The sequence below is a fragment of the Bradyrhizobium sp. SPXBL-04 genome (assembly GCF_051853035.1).
GTDB lineage: Bacteria > Pseudomonadota > Alphaproteobacteria > Rhizobiales > Xanthobacteraceae > Bradyrhizobium > Bradyrhizobium zhanjiangense.
On sequence record NZ_CP182472.1, the window covers coordinates 7,537,634 to 7,553,080 of the forward strand.

Here is a 15,447-nt window from a genome sequence, read left to right on the forward strand (position 1 = left end):
TCGATCTCATTCCGGGCGCGAGTTGCCGAACAGAGCGGCGTGACGCTGGAGATGGAAGTCCACGCTTCCGAATAGCGCCTCAAAGACCAGCAGGCGTTTGAAATAGAAGCCGAGATCGAGTTCGTCCGTCACGCCCATTGCGCCATGAAGCTGAACGGCTTGCTCCGCAACGTAGCGCGCAGCCCGACCGATCTTCACTTTGGCGCCCGAGGCGACGAGCGAGCGCTCCGTCGCATCGGCCTCGTTCCCGATCAGCAGAGCCGCACGCGCCGCCATCGCTTGCGCCTCCTCGCATTGGATGTACATGTCGGCCAGCCTGTGCCGGATGACTTGATTGGCCGCCAGGGGACGGCCAAACTGGTTGCGCACCTTGGTGTATGCGAGGGTCGCTTCGAACATGGCTCGCATCAGGCCGGCCGCTTCAGCACCGAGTGCGGCGATCGCCCGATCCACGACGGCCTCGATCGCGGGCAGCACATCCGCACTCGTTCCGAGGCGGGCATTCGCGGGAAGCCGAACCTGTTCGAATATCAACTCCGCAACGCGGCCTCCGCCCAAGCGGGGCGCTTCGCGCAAGCGCACACCGGCCGCGTCCTTCGGTACCAGAAACAGCGCGAGGTCTCCCCCCTGCTGATCGGGCAACCGCGCCGATACGAGGTGGACGTCGGCCGAGGTGGCATCGAGGACGGCTATCTTCCGACCGTGCAGCGTCCAACTTTGTTCCTCGCTCCTCACCATGGTTCGAACCGCCGAAAGGCCGGCTCTTGCGTCTGTCTCGTAATGGGCAAACGACAGCAACAACTCGCCGTTCATGATGGCGGGCAGCAAGGTCCCTTGTTGCTGTTCGCTGCCGCACTCTGCGATCAGCGCACCGCCCAGCAGCACCGTCGAGAGATAGGGTTCGGTCGCGAGGCCTCGGCCAAGCTCCTCCATCAGGATGGCCACTTCCGGCGGGCCCCCGCCGAAACCGCCGATGTCCTCCGCAAACGGCAGCCCGAGCCAGCCCAGTTCGGCGAAGCGGCGCCAATTGTCGCGCTTGAATCCCTCGGGAGCCTGCATCGCGCGACGACGCGCGGCCGGGTCGTAACGCTCGGTGACGAACCGTTCGATGCTATGGCGCAACATCTGTTGCGCTTCGGTGGGCGCCAAGTCCATACCCATGCTCCGCTCCTGATCATGTGCTCATCTCGGTCGCTGCAGATCGGAAAGCAGTTAATAAAGTCGTGAGAAGCGGATCGGAAGCCGCTTCAGGCCGCCAACGAACGATGTCTCGGTCCAGGCCGGATCACCGGTGAGCTCGATGCTGCCCACGCGCGACAACAGCTCGCGCATGAAGGCGATCATTTCGACCTTGGCGAGATACATGCCGAGGCATGCGTGGATGCCGAAGCCAAAGCCGACATGGCGGTTCGGCGTCCGGTCGGCGACGAATGCGAACGGGCGATCGAAGGCGTCTTCATCCCGGTTGGCGGAGGGGTAGGCCAGCAGCAGGTTATCTCCTTGTTTGATCGTCTTGCCGCGCAAGGTGTAAGTCTCGGTCGCGGTCCGGAAGAAATGCTTCACCGGAGACACCCAGCGCACCATCTCCTCGACCGCCAGCGGAATGAGATCGGGATTGCCCCTCAGCTTCTGCATCTCGGCCGGATTCTCGATTAGGGCGAGCAGACCGCCGGAGAGCGTTGCGCTGGCGGTATCGTGACCGGCGCTGGCGAGCGCCACATAGTAGGACGAGGTCTCGAACTCGCCGATCGGCTTGCCGTCGACCTCGGCTGTCGCAATGATGCTTGCGAGGTCATCCTTTGGGTTCTGCCGCCGCTCCTGCGCCACTTCCCTGAAGAAGTTCACATAGGCGAAGGTGGCGTCGATCAGGTCGGTGCCACGCTGCATCTCTGGATCGCCGCCGCCGAAATAGGCCTTGGTGATGTCGAGGAGGCGCTGACCGTGCTCGTCCGGAATCCCCAGGATCAGCATGATCACCTTTAGCGGGTACCACACCGCGACGTCGTTATAGAAGTCGCACTCGTTGCCTTTCTGCAGCATCTGGTCGACGCTCGCGCGGGCGAGCGACCCGATGCTTTCTTCGAGGCGGCGCACCTCACGCGGCTGAAACCAGGAATGCGTGATCTTTTTGTATTTGCCATGCTCCGGATTATCCATGTGATTGATGGCGCGGACCAGCATTGGGCGTCCGGCCATCGCCTCGCGCACCTTGTTCTCGAATTCGATTGACAAGATCTTGGTGCGGGGCGCGTTGATGAAGCGCTCGTTCTGGCGCTCGATCTCGATGATGTCCTGGTGCTTGCTGATGGTCCAGAATGGACGGAATCCCGACGGCTCCGTCCAATGAACCGGATCCTCCTTTCGGAGACTGGAGAACAGGGCGTGCTGCCTGTCGAGCCTTCCGTAGGTTTTGTGGTCGACGATCGCCTGATCCAGAATCGCGTCCTGCATCGTGTCCTCCCCTCTTGCGCTATTCAGCTCATCCGCAGCACCGGCTTGATGGTTGAGCCGATTTCCATGTCCTCGATGGCCAGGTTGATCTCTTCGAACGGATAGAAGCTCACGATCCTGTCGAGCGGCAGCTGCCCCTTGCGGAAGAAGTCGATGAGCCGCGGCAGGAAGAGGCTGGGCACGGCATCGCCTTCGACGACGCCCCTCACGGTCAGTCCTCTGCCGACCAATACGCTTGCTTCGACGGGAAAGCGCGTTCCACGTGGTGGAGCAGCGACCTGCGCGGACGAGCCGCGCTGCCGCAAGCAAGCGATCGACGCAGCGACAACCTCGGGGACGCCGGTGGTGTCGAGCGAGTGATCGACGCCGCGGCCTCTCCCGAGCGCCATCACGGCGTTGGCAAGATCAGGCGTTCGTCCTTCGATCGTATGCGTTGCCCCGATGTCACGCGCGCGGGCAAGTCGTTCGGCACGAACATCGACCGCGATGATCGTGCCGCAGCCCGCGAGCCTCGCGGCCATGATCCCCGCCATTCCGACCGCGCCGACGCCGAACACCGCGATCGATGCACCGGCCCGGGGCGCCAGGACGTTCAGCACCGCACCCGCACCGGTCTGGATTCCGCAGCCGAGCGGAGCGAGTAGATCCAGCGGCAACTCCTTATCGATCTTGACCACGTTCCGCTCAGTCGCAATGGCATGACTCGCGAACGCCGATTGCGCGAAGAAGGAACCACCGAGCTCGGCGCCACGATAGCGAAGCCCCGACCCGCCACGCCGCTCGCCGAACAGATTGATCATGCCGAACTCGTCGCAATACCCGGGCGCGCCGAGCTGGCATTGTCCGCACCCGCCGCATGAGCCGAAGCTCATCAGCACGTGGTCGCCCTCCGCCAGCCCCGTCACATCAGGACCAACACGTTCGACCACGCCTGCGCCTTCATGGCCGAGAACCTTGGGCAGCGGCACCGGAATGTGCTGCAGCTTCACCGCGAGATCGGTATGGCAGATACCGCAGGCCTCGATGCGGACGAGCACCTCTCCCGGCGCGAGGTCATCGGACAGATCGCAATCGATCAGCTCGAACGGGCGCTCCGGCGCAACTGCTATTGCCGCTGTGATCTTCATGCGCGTGTCTGCTCGTTTTCTGGCCTCGCCGGCCCCGCGAGATCGGGTGTCGCGAGTCGATTCATTGGAGTTGATACCGGATCGGGAGTCGCTTAGGTCCGTTGACGAACCAGGAGACGGTCCTTGCGCCTGCGCCGTCGAGCTCGACCGACGAAATCCGCTGCAGCAACTCTTCGAAAAGGATCCGCATCTCGAGCTTGGCAAGATACTGCCCCAGACAGAGATGGGCTCCGTAGCCGAAGGCGAGATGCCGGTTCGGAGAGCGGTCGATCCGGAACGCCTCCGAATCCTGAAAGACGGCTTCATCGCGATTTGCCGAGGCGTAGCACAGCATGAGCCAATCGCCGCGGCTGATGGGACGGCCGCCCAGCTCGGTGTCAGCGGCCGCCGTCCGCATGAAATGCTTGACAGGCGTGCTCCAGCGAATCGCCTCGTCGACGAAGCCGGGGATCAGGGTGGGATTGGCTTTCAGCTTCGCAAACTGCTCCGGATGCTCGCAAAGCGCCCACATCCCGCCTGCACTCGAAGACGACGTCGTGTCGTGACCCGCGGTCGCGATGGTCACGAAATAGCTGAGCGCATCCAGGTCGGATATCGGTTCGCCGTCGAATTGCGCATTGGCTATAACGCTGGCAAGATCATTGGACGGCTTGGCGCGCCGGTCGGCGACGACGGAAGAGAAGAACTCGCCGAACTCCGACACGACGTCCGACAGCGCCGCGAGACCATCATTCTGCCCTTTGCGCCCGTTATCGGGATCTTTGGTGCCAAAGAACTCCTGTGTCAGACGCAGCATCTTGGGTTCATCATCCGCATCGACACCCAGAATGCTCATGACCACCCGCAGCGGGAAACCCAGCGCGATGTCGGACACGAAGTCGCAATGTCCGCCGGATGCTGCGAGCCGATCGGCATAAGTCTTCGCGATGCTGCGCACGTTGGCTTCGATCGAACGCAGATTGCCGGGAGTGAACCATTTCTGCGTCAGGGCCCGGAACTTGGGATGGTCAGGCAGATCCATCTGCACCAGCGAGCGGAGCAGGCCTTTACCACCCGTTGCCGCCTCCATCCTGGCTTCGGCCTTGCTGCTCATCAGAGCTATCGGACGATCACTGCTGCGAAACATCTGATTGTTCTGGCTGACGACTTGAATATCGGCGTGGCGCGTCACGACCCAGAACGGATTGAAGCCGCGAGGGCTGGCCATCCCGAGCGGCTGATTGGCGCGCAGCCATCGATAGGCGTCGAAGATGCGGTGATCGCCGTAGGCCGCGGGATCCGTCAGCACGGCCACGATATTCTCCGGGATGGGAAAATTCGCCGCGCTCAACTCTGCCCCCTCCATTCCCCGCGCTTGCCCGGTCTACTCGGCCGCCGCGATAGCTTGTTCTTCCACGCCCCGGAGAACCTTGTCCGCGCGCAGCGTCGCAATCGCTTGGGGGCTCAGCCCCAAGAGGCGTTGCAACAGGCTTGGCCCGTCCTCGCCGAGAGTAGGCACCTTATTCCGGACATGGGCCGCGCTGTGCGCAAACCGGAATGCGGGATTGGGAATGTGCATCGGCCCGGACCCATCATCGATCTCCTCGAGAACGCTGCGCTCCTGGATGGGGGGCAGCGTCATGGTCTCATGGATCGTTCGGTATTGCGAGCACGGCACGCCGGCCTTGGTGAGCACGGCCTCGCACTCGGCGGCCGTTCGCGAGGCCGCCCAATCGTCGAGCAAGTTCATCAACTCCGACCAGTGATGCTCGCGGGCGCTGCTGGTTGCAAAGCGCGTGTCCCTGATCCATTCGGGATGGCCAACGCCGCGCGCCAGGGCCTCAAAGTTGTTCTGACTCACGGGAGCGACGAGCAGGAAGCCATCGCTGGCTTGCGTCGGTCGATAGAGCGGCCGGCGGCGCTCTGCCGGGAATTGCGCCTCCTGACACTCGTACACCAGCATGCTGACCATGGCGTCGAGCAGGGAGACGTCGACATACTCGCCCTGCCCGGTTTTGAGCGTCCGAAATAGTGCCGCTTGAATGGCTCCAAAGGCGGTCGAGCCGCCCAGTACGTCGGCGATGAAGATCCCGTTCTTCAACGGACGCGCAACGTCGCCCTCCTGGTAATCGAGATTGGCCATGTCATAGCCGGACGTCGCGTGCAGCACCGGCGCATAGGCGCTCCGCCCGGACCAGGATCCCTCCTGGCCGAAGCCCGAGATCGAGCAATACACCAGCTTGGGATTGAGCTTGGCGACAGCTTCGTAGTCCAAGGCGAGCCGCTGCATCACGCCCGGGCGATAGTTCTCCACGAGCACATCGCAATGGGGCACCAGCTCGTATATCAGCTTGCGCGCCTCAGGCCGCTTGAGATCGAGGGCGATGCTGCTCTTGCCGGCATTGAGCTGGGCGAAATAGGCGCTTCGCCCGTGCCGCAGCGGCGGCCGCAAGCGGATGTGATCCCCCTCGGGCGGCTCGACCTTGATGACCTCGGCGCCGAGATCCGCCATCAGGCGCGTACAATAAGGACCCGACATCATGGCGGTGAAATCGAGGACACGAATTCCGTCGAGAATCCCCGGACGGGTCGTTCCGTTTGCCGCTCCGGCTGCCATGTCGGTACTCATTTCAGATTGGTTTCGGACACGGTCAGTGCAGCCAGCCGGCCGCCGCCGACCGCGTCGAGATACGCCGTGGGCGAAGCGGTCCGCACGTAGCGCTCCAGATAGCTGCCGAACGCCTCGGCGCTGGCGCTGCTCTTCACATACTCCTTCAGATGCGCCTCGTCGGAGCGATAGAGTGATGGCGAGGCAGTCGGATGCGCACCGAACGGCGCCTCGACGACCGCATCGACCATCGCGCTCGGCAGCTTGGTGAGATGATTGCTGCGCCTGATCGTGTCAGTCGAGACGATGCGGTCCACCGAGACGATCACCCGCCGGGACGCCTGGGCGATCATCGCGTCGAAGAATGGTGGTCCGAGGTGCTGGACATTTCCGTACTCGTCTGCCTGCTGCGCGTGCAGCAGGCAGACATCCGGCTTGACGGCGGCGACCGCGAGCATCTTGCGTTCGCCGGGCTTGGACGGCAGCGGCCAATAATGCTCCGGCGCGAATTTCGGCAGGTCGGTGCCGAGATCGGGCACGGGCATGTAAGGCAGGTCGCAAATTCCCGCCCGCAGTCCGCCGGCAATACCCGGTCCATCCAGATCGTAAACCTTGAGCGCGCCGCTCTCGGCCTGACGACGGAAGTTCGGCGCGAGACCAAACTGCTCGAAGCTGATGAAGACGCAGACGGTGGAGGCGGCACATCCCGCACCGATCAGCATGTCCGGCGCGATCGAGCCGGGGGCCGGGATGAGGTGCAGGTCGCGCGCACCTTTCCGGATCAACGCGCGCACCAGCGCCATCGGCTGCGAGTTGAAGATCCAGCCGCCGAGCGCAACTTTGGCTCCATCCTGGATCTCGGCGACGGCCTCGTCGGCAGAAACGATCTTGCTCTTTGTCATGGGACTTCAGCTTGCCTGTCGGTCTGATTGGAAGGACGCCTGCCGTAGGCTCAGGGAAATTTGCGCCGAAGATCGCCACGCCGGTCGACATGCTTGCGCAGCAGCGCGAGCTCCTGATCGGTGGGCATGGTCGTCACCGGCGGCGCGCCGTCCACGACGACGTCGAAGGCCGTGCAGTCGCGGATCTGCTCCAGCGTCACACCCGGACTGATCGACTTCACACGCATGGCCTTGCTGCCGGGCGCAAAATCGAACACGCCCAGCGGCGACAGCACCAATTTCGGCCCGCCCGGAGGCAAGCCCATGCGCTCGCGGGAATCCCCGCCTTCCATGTGACCGGGTCCGCACAGGAAATCGACCCGCGGCACGAACGCGCTGCGGTCGTGACGGGTCAGGCACACATAGAAGCGCTTGGCGAGACCGCAGAGCGCGCTGATGCCGACCGTTCCGGGGCCGCGGACACGCGGCTTGCGCTGGTCGCCGACCACGACCGTATTGATGTTGCCGAAGCGATCGACCTGCAACGCGGACAGAATGGCAAAATCGAAGAAGTGGACCTTCCAGTCGATGAAGTCGATCATGACGGGCAGATCCATCCACGCTTCTGCCGACTCGACATTCTCGTAGTCAGCCGTGGACAACAGATGATCGCGGGTCGGATTGACCATGCCGCCCGGACCGGAAATCCACCACAGCCGCGGCGCCTGCATGCGCCGCGCGAGATTGCAAGCCGCGAGTTGGATGTCGGAGTTGGTTCCGATGATGACCTTCTCGCCGTCGGCCATATCGCGCGCCAGCAACACCGCCAGCGTCTCACCGAGGGATGGATTTGCGGACATTGCGCTTCCGACCTATTGGTTGAACCATTGCCACAGTATCGGCGCGCAGCGGCGATGTCAACGGACCAGCGGCCGGCGCGAGGCCGCGCCGGTTCGCATCCGGCAGTTCGGACGTCGGCCATCACCCGCCCGCACGGGCGGGGCTGCATTCATTCCGAAGCGGGCGTGTGGGACCAGCCGCGCGAACGACGGGCGATCCGGTTGCGCGGTGCGGGAGTTAGCGCTGGGCGGCCGGTGGAGACCGCCGGGCGCGTGAAGCGGTTTTGGCAGCCGCCGCGCCTTCAGCAGCCTGAATGCGCGACATGTAGCTTCGCTGCAGCCGTTTCAGGCAGGATTCCATTTCGGCCACGGCGGCATCGGCATCGCCTGCCGCGAAGTGCTCCATGAATCGGCGGCGCGATGGCAACACGAAGCTGTTGTCATACTCGCCGATCCGCTGCACGAAATGAGCGAGGACGTCGAGCACGCCGTTCATGACAATGACCATGATCGGATTGTCGGTGAGGCGCGCGAGCATCCTGTGGAACTCGATGTTCCTCTCAGCGCGGCTGGCGAAATCGCCGCGCCGCCGCGCTTCCTGCGCTTCATCGATGAGGCGGTTCAGCATGTCGATATCCGCGGCCGTCGCACGTCGGCAGGCTTCCCGCACCACGATCGATTCGAGCCAAATACGGGCCTCGGTCAGTTGCGCTGGCTGGATGGTGCCGACGTGGTACATGTCCATCAGTCCGGTCGCGATCGCCTCGCCACTGTGCTGGCTGATGAAGGCGCCGCCACGAGCCCCTTTCTGCAGGCGGATCAGCCCGGCATGCTCGAGCGAGCGCAAGGCTTCGCGAAGCGTGTTGCGGGAGACGCCAAACTGCTCCGACAGCGCCCGCTCGGACGGCAGGCGGCTGCCGACCGCAAGCCTGCCGGAGGCGAGCTCGGTGCGGATCTGGGCGGCGATCTCGTCGAACGCACGCGACGAGCGGATTCGTTGGAACTGTGCCAGCGGCGCAGCCTCGGCGCTGGATTTGGCTGGCAATTGTGAAGCGCTCATATCAACCCGGATGTTCGAGAGGCAACGACATATAGGCGAAGCGGACGATTCCCGCCAGCGAGACGCCGCCATTGACCCACAGCTTGCACAAAAGTAGAATGGTTGAACCAAAATCCAAAGAGAGATCGCGGGATGCTGCGGGAGTTGCCCTCGGACGAGGATCGCCAGATCCTGCAAGGAGCCGTCCGCGGATTTTTTGCGGGCCTGTCGGACAAGGCGGCCGCGGTGACGGCGCAACTCTGGAAGCAGCTGGCCGCCCAGGGGCTGACCCAGATTGCTGCGTCTCCTGCTGAAGGCGGCTTGCGCGAGCTCGTGTTGGTCCAGCAAGAGGCCGGCCGCGCGGCCTGCCGCGCACCGCTCGCGGATGCAGGCTTGGTCAACCTCATGCAGCTTGCGGCTCGGAGCGAGTCCCCCGCCCTGCGCGCATTCCTGGATGACCTCCACGCCGGCGAGGCGATGGCGGCCCTGTCTTTCGCAAGTTTCGATCATGATGGAGCCGCGGGCTGGGCGCAACTGCAAGGTGGCAACCTGAACGCGGAGTTGGCCTTCATCGAATCCGCGGACATCGTCACACATCTCGCCGTGTTCGTGCCGGGGCCGGCACTCGCGATCGTCAAGACCAGAGAAGGGGTCACCGCTGAGCCGACCCTGATGATGGGAAAGCCGGGCTGGTGGCGGGTCCGGATCGATGCACCTCCGCTCGCGACCGTTTCGTTCAGCGAACGCGAGGTTCGGGATCTGCTCGCAGTCGCGGCCCTGGCAGAAGCCGCGCGGGCCTTCGGTGCGGCCCAGCGTGCATTCGAACAGGTTGTCGCCTATGCCGGCGAGCGCCGCCAGTTCGGCCAACCGATCGGGCGTTTTCAGGCCATCCAGCACAAGCTCGCGAACTGCCACATCGCATTGCGCGCGGTTCAGCTCACGATCGCGAATGCGGCCGCCCAATACGATCTCGAAGCCGCACCATGGCGCTGGTTTACGGCCGCGGCCCTGGCGACCGCCGCAAGTTCGCTTCGCCGGGTGTCGCTCGAGACCCAGCACGCCTTCGGCGCGATCGGCTACAGCGACGAGCACGAGGCTCCCCGCCACTTCAGACAGGTTCATGTCGGCGTGCTTCGCTACGGCGGCCAGCGGTCGCCGGTCGAGCAACTGGCGAGCCATTTTCTCGATCGCGACGCCGACGTCCGGTTTCCGCAGTACGATCTGGGACCAGCGGGGAATGCCTTTCGTCGTGAGGTCCGCGCCTGGCTTGACGCGCATTGGTCTGGCGAGCGCCGCGACCGACATGAGCAGCTCTCCTTCCCTGAACGGGAATATGATCGCGAGTTCGCCAGGGCGCTCGGCGCGACCGGCTGGATCGGCCTGAATTGGCCGAAGCGATTTGGCGGTCAGGAGCGTGGCGCTTTCGAGCAGCTTGCCTTCATGGAGGAAATGGAGCGCGCCGAAGCCCCGCGGGCCGGTGCGCCCGTGCAGGCTGCAATGCTCCAGGTCTACGGCACTCCCGAGCAGCAGCAGCGCTATCTGCCGGAAATCCTACGCGGCGAGGCGATCTACGGTATGGGGTACAGCGAACCCCAGGCCGGCTCGGATCTGGCATCACTGAAGACACGCGCCGTTCGCGACGGCGACCACTATGTGATCAACGGGCAGAAGATCTGGACCACGACGTACTGGGGCGAGTACATGCTGCTCGCGACCCGGACCGATCCGAATGCATCGCCGCCTCATGCCGGGATCACCATGTTCATCGTTCCGATGACAACATCTGGCATCACGATCCGCCCCTCCGAAACCATGTACGGCGGCACCTTTGCCAACGTGTTCTATGACGACGTGCGCGTACCCGCCGAAAACCGCATCGGCGGCGAAGGCGAAGGCTGGAAGGTCCTCACGGGGGCCCTGGCGACCGAACGCGGCTTCATCGGCGGCGGCATCGTCTTGAAGGTCGCCCACATGTTCGAGCTGTTCTGTGAATACATCCGCACCGCCGAACGTCACGGCAGGCCGATGCGGCGCGATCCGCTGGTACGCGCCAGGGTCGGTGCGCTGGCGGCCGAGATCGAGGCCGGCCGGCGCATGATGGTCCATTGCGCCGAGCAGGTGGACAATGGCGAGACGCCGCCGGAGAGGGCGGCGGTCAGCAAAGTCTATTCCGGCGAGCTGATGGAGCGTTTCGGGGAGACCGCACTGGACCTCTTGGGGCCGGAGGCGCTGCTCAGCGAGCACAGCCCGGGCGCAATCCTGCGCGGGCGCATCGAGCAGATGCTCCGGCATTCGCTGATGTGGGTGATCAGCATCGGCACCAATGAAATCCAGCGCAGCCTGATCGCCCAACGTGGGCTCGGACTGCCGCGATAGCCCGGAGGTGACATGTGATCACAGCCCGTCCCCAGCTTCCGCCGCCGCGCCCGCGAACGCCAGGCGCCCCCTCCCCGCTTCAAGGCTTGCGCGTCATCGACTTCTCGCACTTCATTGCGGGGCCCATGTGCACGCTCTTCCTTGCGGATATGGGCGCCGAGGTGATCAAGATCGAGAACGCTGCGAACGGGGACGATTTTCGCCGCTTCCAACCTCACCTCGGCGGAGAGGGCGTTCCGTTCCTCTGGGTCAATCGCAACAAGAAGGGCGTTGCGCTCGATCTCACCAATGAAGCTGCGCGAAAGGTCGCAGTTGAACTCGCCGCCTCGGCCGACATCCTGGTGGAGAATTTCTCGCTCGGGGTGATGGAGCGGTTCGGCCTCGGCTACGAGGCGATGCATGAACTCAACCCCCGCCTGATCTATTGCAGCGTTTCGGCCTACGGCCGCGACGGGGCAATGGCCGATCGTCTAGGCTTCGATCCTGTCATCCAGGCGGAGACGGGCTTCATGTCGATGAACGGTTTTCCGGATCAGGAAGGCGTTCGCACCGGCCCCGCGATCATGGACATCTCCACCGGCATGGCGGCTGCGATTGCGGTGCTCGGTGCGCTCGCCGCACGCCAGAGCACGGGACGCGGGCAGCGTGTCGAGACGGCGTTGTTCGACACTGCCGCGCTGATGCTTGGCTTTCATGCCATGAACTATCTCGCGACGGGCCGCAATCCGACGCGCGCCGGCAATCGCAGCGCCGACAGCACCCCGACCGGCACCTTCCAGACAGCAGACGGGCCGCTCTACATCACCTGCGCGAATGATCGGACTTACCGGCGTCTCGTCACCAACGTGCTGGAACGGCCCGACCTCGCCGAGGATCCGCGCTTCCTGAGCAATCGCGACCGCATGGCGCACCGCGAGGAATTGACTGCCATCATCGAAGGGATCCTCGCCAGCGATTCCAGCGAACGGTGGGCCGCGAAGATGCGGGCCGCAGCCGTCCCGTCCGGCGTCGTCAGAACCGTGGAAGGTGCCTTCAACTCGTTCGAAATGGCCGAGCGTGCGCTCGCCTCGTCCATTTCGCATCCGGCGGCAGGCGAAATCCCGAACATTGGGTCCCCCTTGCGCTTCAGCGAAACGCCTGTCCTCGATCCCGTCGCCGCCCCGACGCTCGGACAGCACACGGCGGAGGTGCTGGAGCGCGTTCTCGGTTATGCACCCGAGCGCATCGCCGAGCTGACAGCGGCGGGCGCATTCGGAACCGCAAGCTGACGCGAAAGCGAAGGGCAGCCGGAGCGCGCTGCACTCCGGCGTTCGCGCCGATGATCAGATGCGGCGGCCCACGTCCTTCCAGAAAGGATCCTTGAGCCGACGCTTGAAGATTTTTCCGCTTTCCTCGCGCGGAAGCGCGGCATGGAAGTCGATCCGGCGCGGCACCTTGTATTTGGCGATTCGCTCGGCGAGAAAGGCTCGAACCATGTCCGTCGTCAGCTCGGATCCCGGCTCCGCCTCGATCGCAGCGGCAAGCGCCTCACCGAACTCCTCATCGGGAATGCCGAACACGGCGCAATCCCGGACGCCCGGACATTGGATCAGCGCCGATTCGATCTCCGCCGGATAGATATTGACGCCGGCCGAGATCACCATGTCCGACCGCCGGTCGCACAGATAGAGCCGGCCGTCCTTGAGATAGCCGACATCGCCGACGCTGATCAGCCCGTCACGCTCGACCGATTTGCGCTTGGCCGCGTCGTTGAGATAAACGAAATCCGCCAGCGAATCCTGCCGGACATAGATTTCGCCGATTTCGCCGGGCCCGACCGGCTGGCCGTTCTCATCATAGAGCGCGATCCGCGCGCCGGGCGTGGGGCGCCCGACGCTGCCGGGATGCGCCAGCCAGTCCTCCGGCGTGCTCAGCATCACCGCTCCAACCTCGGTACCGCCATAGGTCTCGTAGATGACCGGCCCCCACCAGTCCATCAGCGCCTTCTTGATTTCCGGTGCACAGGGCGCACCGGTGTGGATCACCCAGCGAAGCGAACTCACATCATAGCGGCGGCGTATCTCTTCCGGCAGGCGCATCAGACGCACGAACATGGTGGGCACCATGACGGCATGCGTGATGCGCTCCCGCTCGATCGTCGCCAGGGTGTCTTCGGGCTCGAACTTCGATTGAAAGGCGATCAATTCGGCCTGAGTGATGGCCTGACGCAAGCAGGCGTTGGGAGACGCATGGTAGAGCGGCCCGCCGATCAGGACACGAACGCCCGGCGTGATACCGTAGACCGATCGCATCAACTCGCCATACGCCTTGGTCTGTTCAGGTGTCGCCGGCTCGCGCTTGACGCCTTTGGGATGTCCCGTCGTACCCGACGTGTAGATCAGTGTGGCGCGGCTGCGTGGCGGGGCAGCGCTCCAGGGCTGGAATTCCGCCAGCCAGTCCGGCCAGCTGCGGTCCGTTGCTATCGGTGTTTCGGCACCCGCTGAAACGCCGAACTGCCGGATGAGTTCTAGCGGCGTTGGCACGCTCAGCACCTGAATGTCGCTCAATATCTCCCGGAGTTCGTCACGAGCGGCCGCGAGGAGGTCCGCATGGGCCACCAACACCTTTGGCTTCGCATCCTTGAGGATGTAGCCGATCTCCTGCGCCCGGCCGTGCCAGTTGATCGGCACGCAATAGGCGCCGATCAGGGCGGCGGCCTGTGTCGCCTCGACAAAAGCGAAGTCGTTGCGCAACAACAGCGCAACAGTGTCGCCCTCGGCAACGCCGCAAGCCTGCAGCCCGGTGGCGGCACGCGCGGCGTTGCTCAGCACTTCATCGCGGGCACGAGACGTTCGATCGAGAAAGATCAAGGGCGAAGTCATCACTCCTCAAACAATGTTCGGACATCGAGCGATTCTGGTGAAGCGCATGGTTTTTGCGACAGACCCAAGGGCCTACTGTGTCGGCAGCTTGCAATCCGGATTGGGCGCCTCCGACATCAATTCTGCCGCCTTCATCGGGCGGACGATCTTGAAATAATCCCAGGGTCCTTTTGATTCTTCCGGCGATTTGACCTGGACCAGGAACATGTCGCGCAGGACGCGGCCATCTGCGCGGATCCTGGCCGAGGGCGTCGTGAGGTCCGAGATCGGCAATTCGTGCATCTTCTTTGCCACTTCCGGACCGTACGTCGCGCCTGCTGCGTTGACGGCCTTCAGATAGTGCGTGACCGAGCTATAGACCCCCGCCTGGAGTGCGGATGGCGGTCGCCCCATCTTCTCGCTGAACCGCCTTGCGAAGCTGCGGGTGTTGTCGTCCGTATCCCAATAGAAAGCTGTCGTCGTATAGATGCCCTTCATGCGGTCGAGCCCGAGGCTGTGCACGTCGGACTCGAACAGCATCAGGCCCGCAATGCGGATACCCTTCTGCAGCAGGCCGAACTCGACCGCGTTCTCGATAAGAAGCACCCCATCATGACCGGCAAAGGACGAGGCAATCGCGTCGGGCCGCGCTTCCTCCGCAGCCAGAAGCAGCGAAGCGTAATCCGAGGTCCCGATAGCCGCGCGCCGCGTGCCGACCAGTTGCCCTCCGGTCTCCTTCACAGCGTCCGCGACCGCGCGCTCCATCTGATGCCCGAAGGAGTAGTCGGGCCCGATCGCGAACCATTTCTTCACACCGGATTCCGCCGCAGTCAGAACGGGGGCGCGAGGAAGCACGCTGGTATCGAACGTCCAGACAAATCCGGTCGGTGAGCACGACTTGCCGTAGAGATCCAGCGTCCCGGAGCCCGAAATCAGAGCGATCTTTCCCTTGGCTTTGGCCAGATTTTGGATGCCGAGAGCGATGGTGGATACGGGAATGTCGGCGATGGCCTCGACATGCTCCTCATCGAACCAGCGCCGGGCGATGGTCAGACCGACATCCGGCTTCAATTGGTGGTCGGCCGAGACAATCTCGATCGGCCGGCCGAGAACGGCGCCGCCAGCATCGCTGGCCGCGAGTTCCGCAGCAACGACGGAGCCGCGCCCAACCGTATCGGCGATGACGCCGGACATATCGGTCAAGACACCGATCTTCAACGGCTCGCCGAGCGCCAAGCCACTCGACAAGAACAAGCCCGCGAGCGCGGCGATGCCTCGTCCTGCCATGGATCGCTATCCTCCTATTA

The 15,447-nt window shown here is 63.9% G+C and carries 12 protein-coding genes; 2 read left to right on the top strand and 10 right to left on the bottom strand.

Annotated elements, in window-relative coordinates; genetic code table 11:
* Positions 1-6 precede the first annotated feature (6 nt).
* The 8 genes from ACNJX8_RS35925 to ACNJX8_RS35960 form a co-directional block, all read right to left on the bottom strand.
* Positions 7-1,155 (bottom strand): acyl-CoA dehydrogenase family protein, encoded by a 1,149-nt coding sequence (locus ACNJX8_RS35925; RefSeq protein WP_439362027.1) that lies wholly within the window; start codon positions 1,153-1,155, stop codon positions 7-9.
* Positions 1,156-1,212: 57 nt separating this feature from the next.
* Positions 1,213-2,451 (bottom strand): cytochrome P450, encoded by a 1,239-nt coding sequence (locus ACNJX8_RS35930; protein ID WP_439358546.1) that lies wholly within the window; start codon positions 2,449-2,451, stop codon positions 1,213-1,215.
* A gap of 23 nt (positions 2,452-2,474) precedes the next feature.
* Positions 2,475-3,578: an NAD(P)-dependent alcohol dehydrogenase gene (locus ACNJX8_RS35935; protein ID WP_439358547.1), complete on the bottom strand. Its 1,104-nt coding sequence runs from the start codon at positions 3,576-3,578 to the stop codon at positions 2,475-2,477.
* Between the two features lie 61 nt (positions 3,579-3,639).
* Positions 3,640-4,923: a cytochrome P450 gene (locus tag ACNJX8_RS35940; protein WP_439358548.1), complete on the bottom strand. Its 1,284-nt coding sequence runs from the start codon at positions 4,921-4,923 to the stop codon at positions 3,640-3,642.
* 18 nt (positions 4,924-4,941) lie between these two features.
* On the bottom strand, positions 4,942-6,174 hold the full coding sequence (locus ACNJX8_RS35945; protein ID WP_439358549.1) for a CaiB/BaiF CoA transferase family protein: 1,233 nt from the start codon (positions 6,172-6,174) through the stop codon (positions 4,942-4,944).
* Positions 6,175-6,182: 8 nt separating this feature from the next.
* Positions 6,183-7,067 (bottom strand): CoA transferase subunit A, encoded by an 885-nt coding sequence (locus ACNJX8_RS35950; RefSeq protein ID WP_439358550.1) that lies wholly within the window; start codon positions 7,065-7,067, stop codon positions 6,183-6,185.
* A 50-nt stretch (positions 7,068-7,117) separates the two neighbouring features.
* Positions 7,118-7,906, bottom strand: coding sequence for a CoA-transferase subunit beta (locus ACNJX8_RS35955; protein ID WP_439358551.1), 789 nt, complete (start codon positions 7,904-7,906; stop codon positions 7,118-7,120).
* Between the two features lie 217 nt (positions 7,907-8,123).
* Positions 8,124-9,017, bottom strand: a complete 894-nt coding sequence (locus ACNJX8_RS35960) for a FadR/GntR family transcriptional regulator (protein WP_439358552.1) — start codon at positions 9,015-9,017, stop codon at positions 8,124-8,126.
* Positions 9,018-9,077: 60 nt separating this feature from the next.
* Between ACNJX8_RS35960 and ACNJX8_RS35965 the strand changes: the two genes are divergently transcribed.
* Together ACNJX8_RS35965 and ACNJX8_RS35970 are read left to right on the top strand one after the other, a co-directional pair.
* The gene (locus tag ACNJX8_RS35965) at positions 9,078-11,300 is read left to right on the top strand and encodes an acyl-CoA dehydrogenase family protein (protein WP_439358553.1); all 2,223 of its coding nucleotides are present in this window, start codon (positions 9,078-9,080) and stop codon (positions 11,298-11,300) included.
* Positions 11,301-11,317: 17 nt separating this feature from the next.
* Positions 11,318-12,568, top strand: coding sequence for a CaiB/BaiF CoA transferase family protein (locus ACNJX8_RS35970; protein ID WP_439362028.1), 1,251 nt, complete (start codon positions 11,318-11,320; stop codon positions 12,566-12,568).
* A 54-nt stretch (positions 12,569-12,622) separates the two neighbouring features.
* Here ACNJX8_RS35970 and ACNJX8_RS35975 read toward each other — a convergent pair whose 3' ends face one another.
* Positions 12,623-14,161 carry an acyl-CoA synthetase gene (locus tag ACNJX8_RS35975; RefSeq protein ID WP_439358554.1) on the bottom strand — a complete coding sequence of 513 codons (1,539 nt, stop codon included), beginning with the start codon at positions 14,159-14,161 and terminating at the stop codon, positions 12,623-12,625.
* A gap of 72 nt (positions 14,162-14,233) precedes the next feature.
* Complete coding sequence (locus ACNJX8_RS35980) at positions 14,234-15,427, bottom strand: ABC transporter substrate-binding protein (RefSeq protein WP_439358555.1); 1,194 nt, start codon at positions 15,425-15,427, stop codon at positions 14,234-14,236.
* Between the last annotated feature and the right edge of the window lie 20 nt (positions 15,428-15,447).

Bases quoted from the DNA above. Each gene is read 5' to 3' on its own strand.
- ACNJX8_RS35975 (WP_439358554.1), bottom strand. From the start codon at position 14,161: ATGACTTCGCCCTTGATCTTTCTCGATCGAACGTCTCGTGCCCGCGAT.
- ACNJX8_RS35950 (WP_439358550.1), bottom strand. From the start codon at position 7,067: ATGACAAAGAGCAAGATCGTTTCTGCCGACGAGGCCGTCGCCGAGATC.
- ACNJX8_RS35960 (WP_439358552.1), bottom strand. From the start codon at position 9,017: ATGGCGGCGTCTCGCTGGCGGGAATCGTCCGCTTCGCCTATATGTCGT.
- ACNJX8_RS35945 (WP_439358549.1), bottom strand. From the start codon at position 6,174: ATGGCAGCCGGAGCGGCAAACGGAACGACCCGTCCGGGGATTCTCGAC.
- ACNJX8_RS35930 (WP_439358546.1), bottom strand. From the start codon at position 2,451: ATGCAGGACGCGATTCTGGATCAGGCGATCGTCGACCACAAAACCTAC.
- ACNJX8_RS35965 (WP_439358553.1), top strand. From the start codon at position 9,078: ATGCTGCGGGAGTTGCCCTCGGACGAGGATCGCCAGATCCTGCAAGGA.
- ACNJX8_RS35925 (WP_439362027.1), bottom strand. From the start codon at position 1,155: ATGGACTTGGCGCCCACCGAAGCGCAACAGATGTTGCGCCATAGCATC.
- ACNJX8_RS35955 (WP_439358551.1), bottom strand. From the start codon at position 7,906: ATGTCCGCAAATCCATCCCTCGGTGAGACGCTGGCGGTGTTGCTGGCG.
- ACNJX8_RS35935 (WP_439358547.1), bottom strand. From the start codon at position 3,578: ATGAAGATCACAGCGGCAATAGCAGTTGCGCCGGAGCGCCCGTTCGAG.
- ACNJX8_RS35980 (WP_439358555.1), bottom strand. From the start codon at position 15,427: ATGGCAGGACGAGGCATCGCCGCGCTCGCGGGCTTGTTCTTGTCGAGT.
- ACNJX8_RS35940 (WP_439358548.1), bottom strand. From the start codon at position 4,923: ATGGAGGGGGCAGAGTTGAGCGCGGCGAATTTTCCCATCCCGGAGAAT.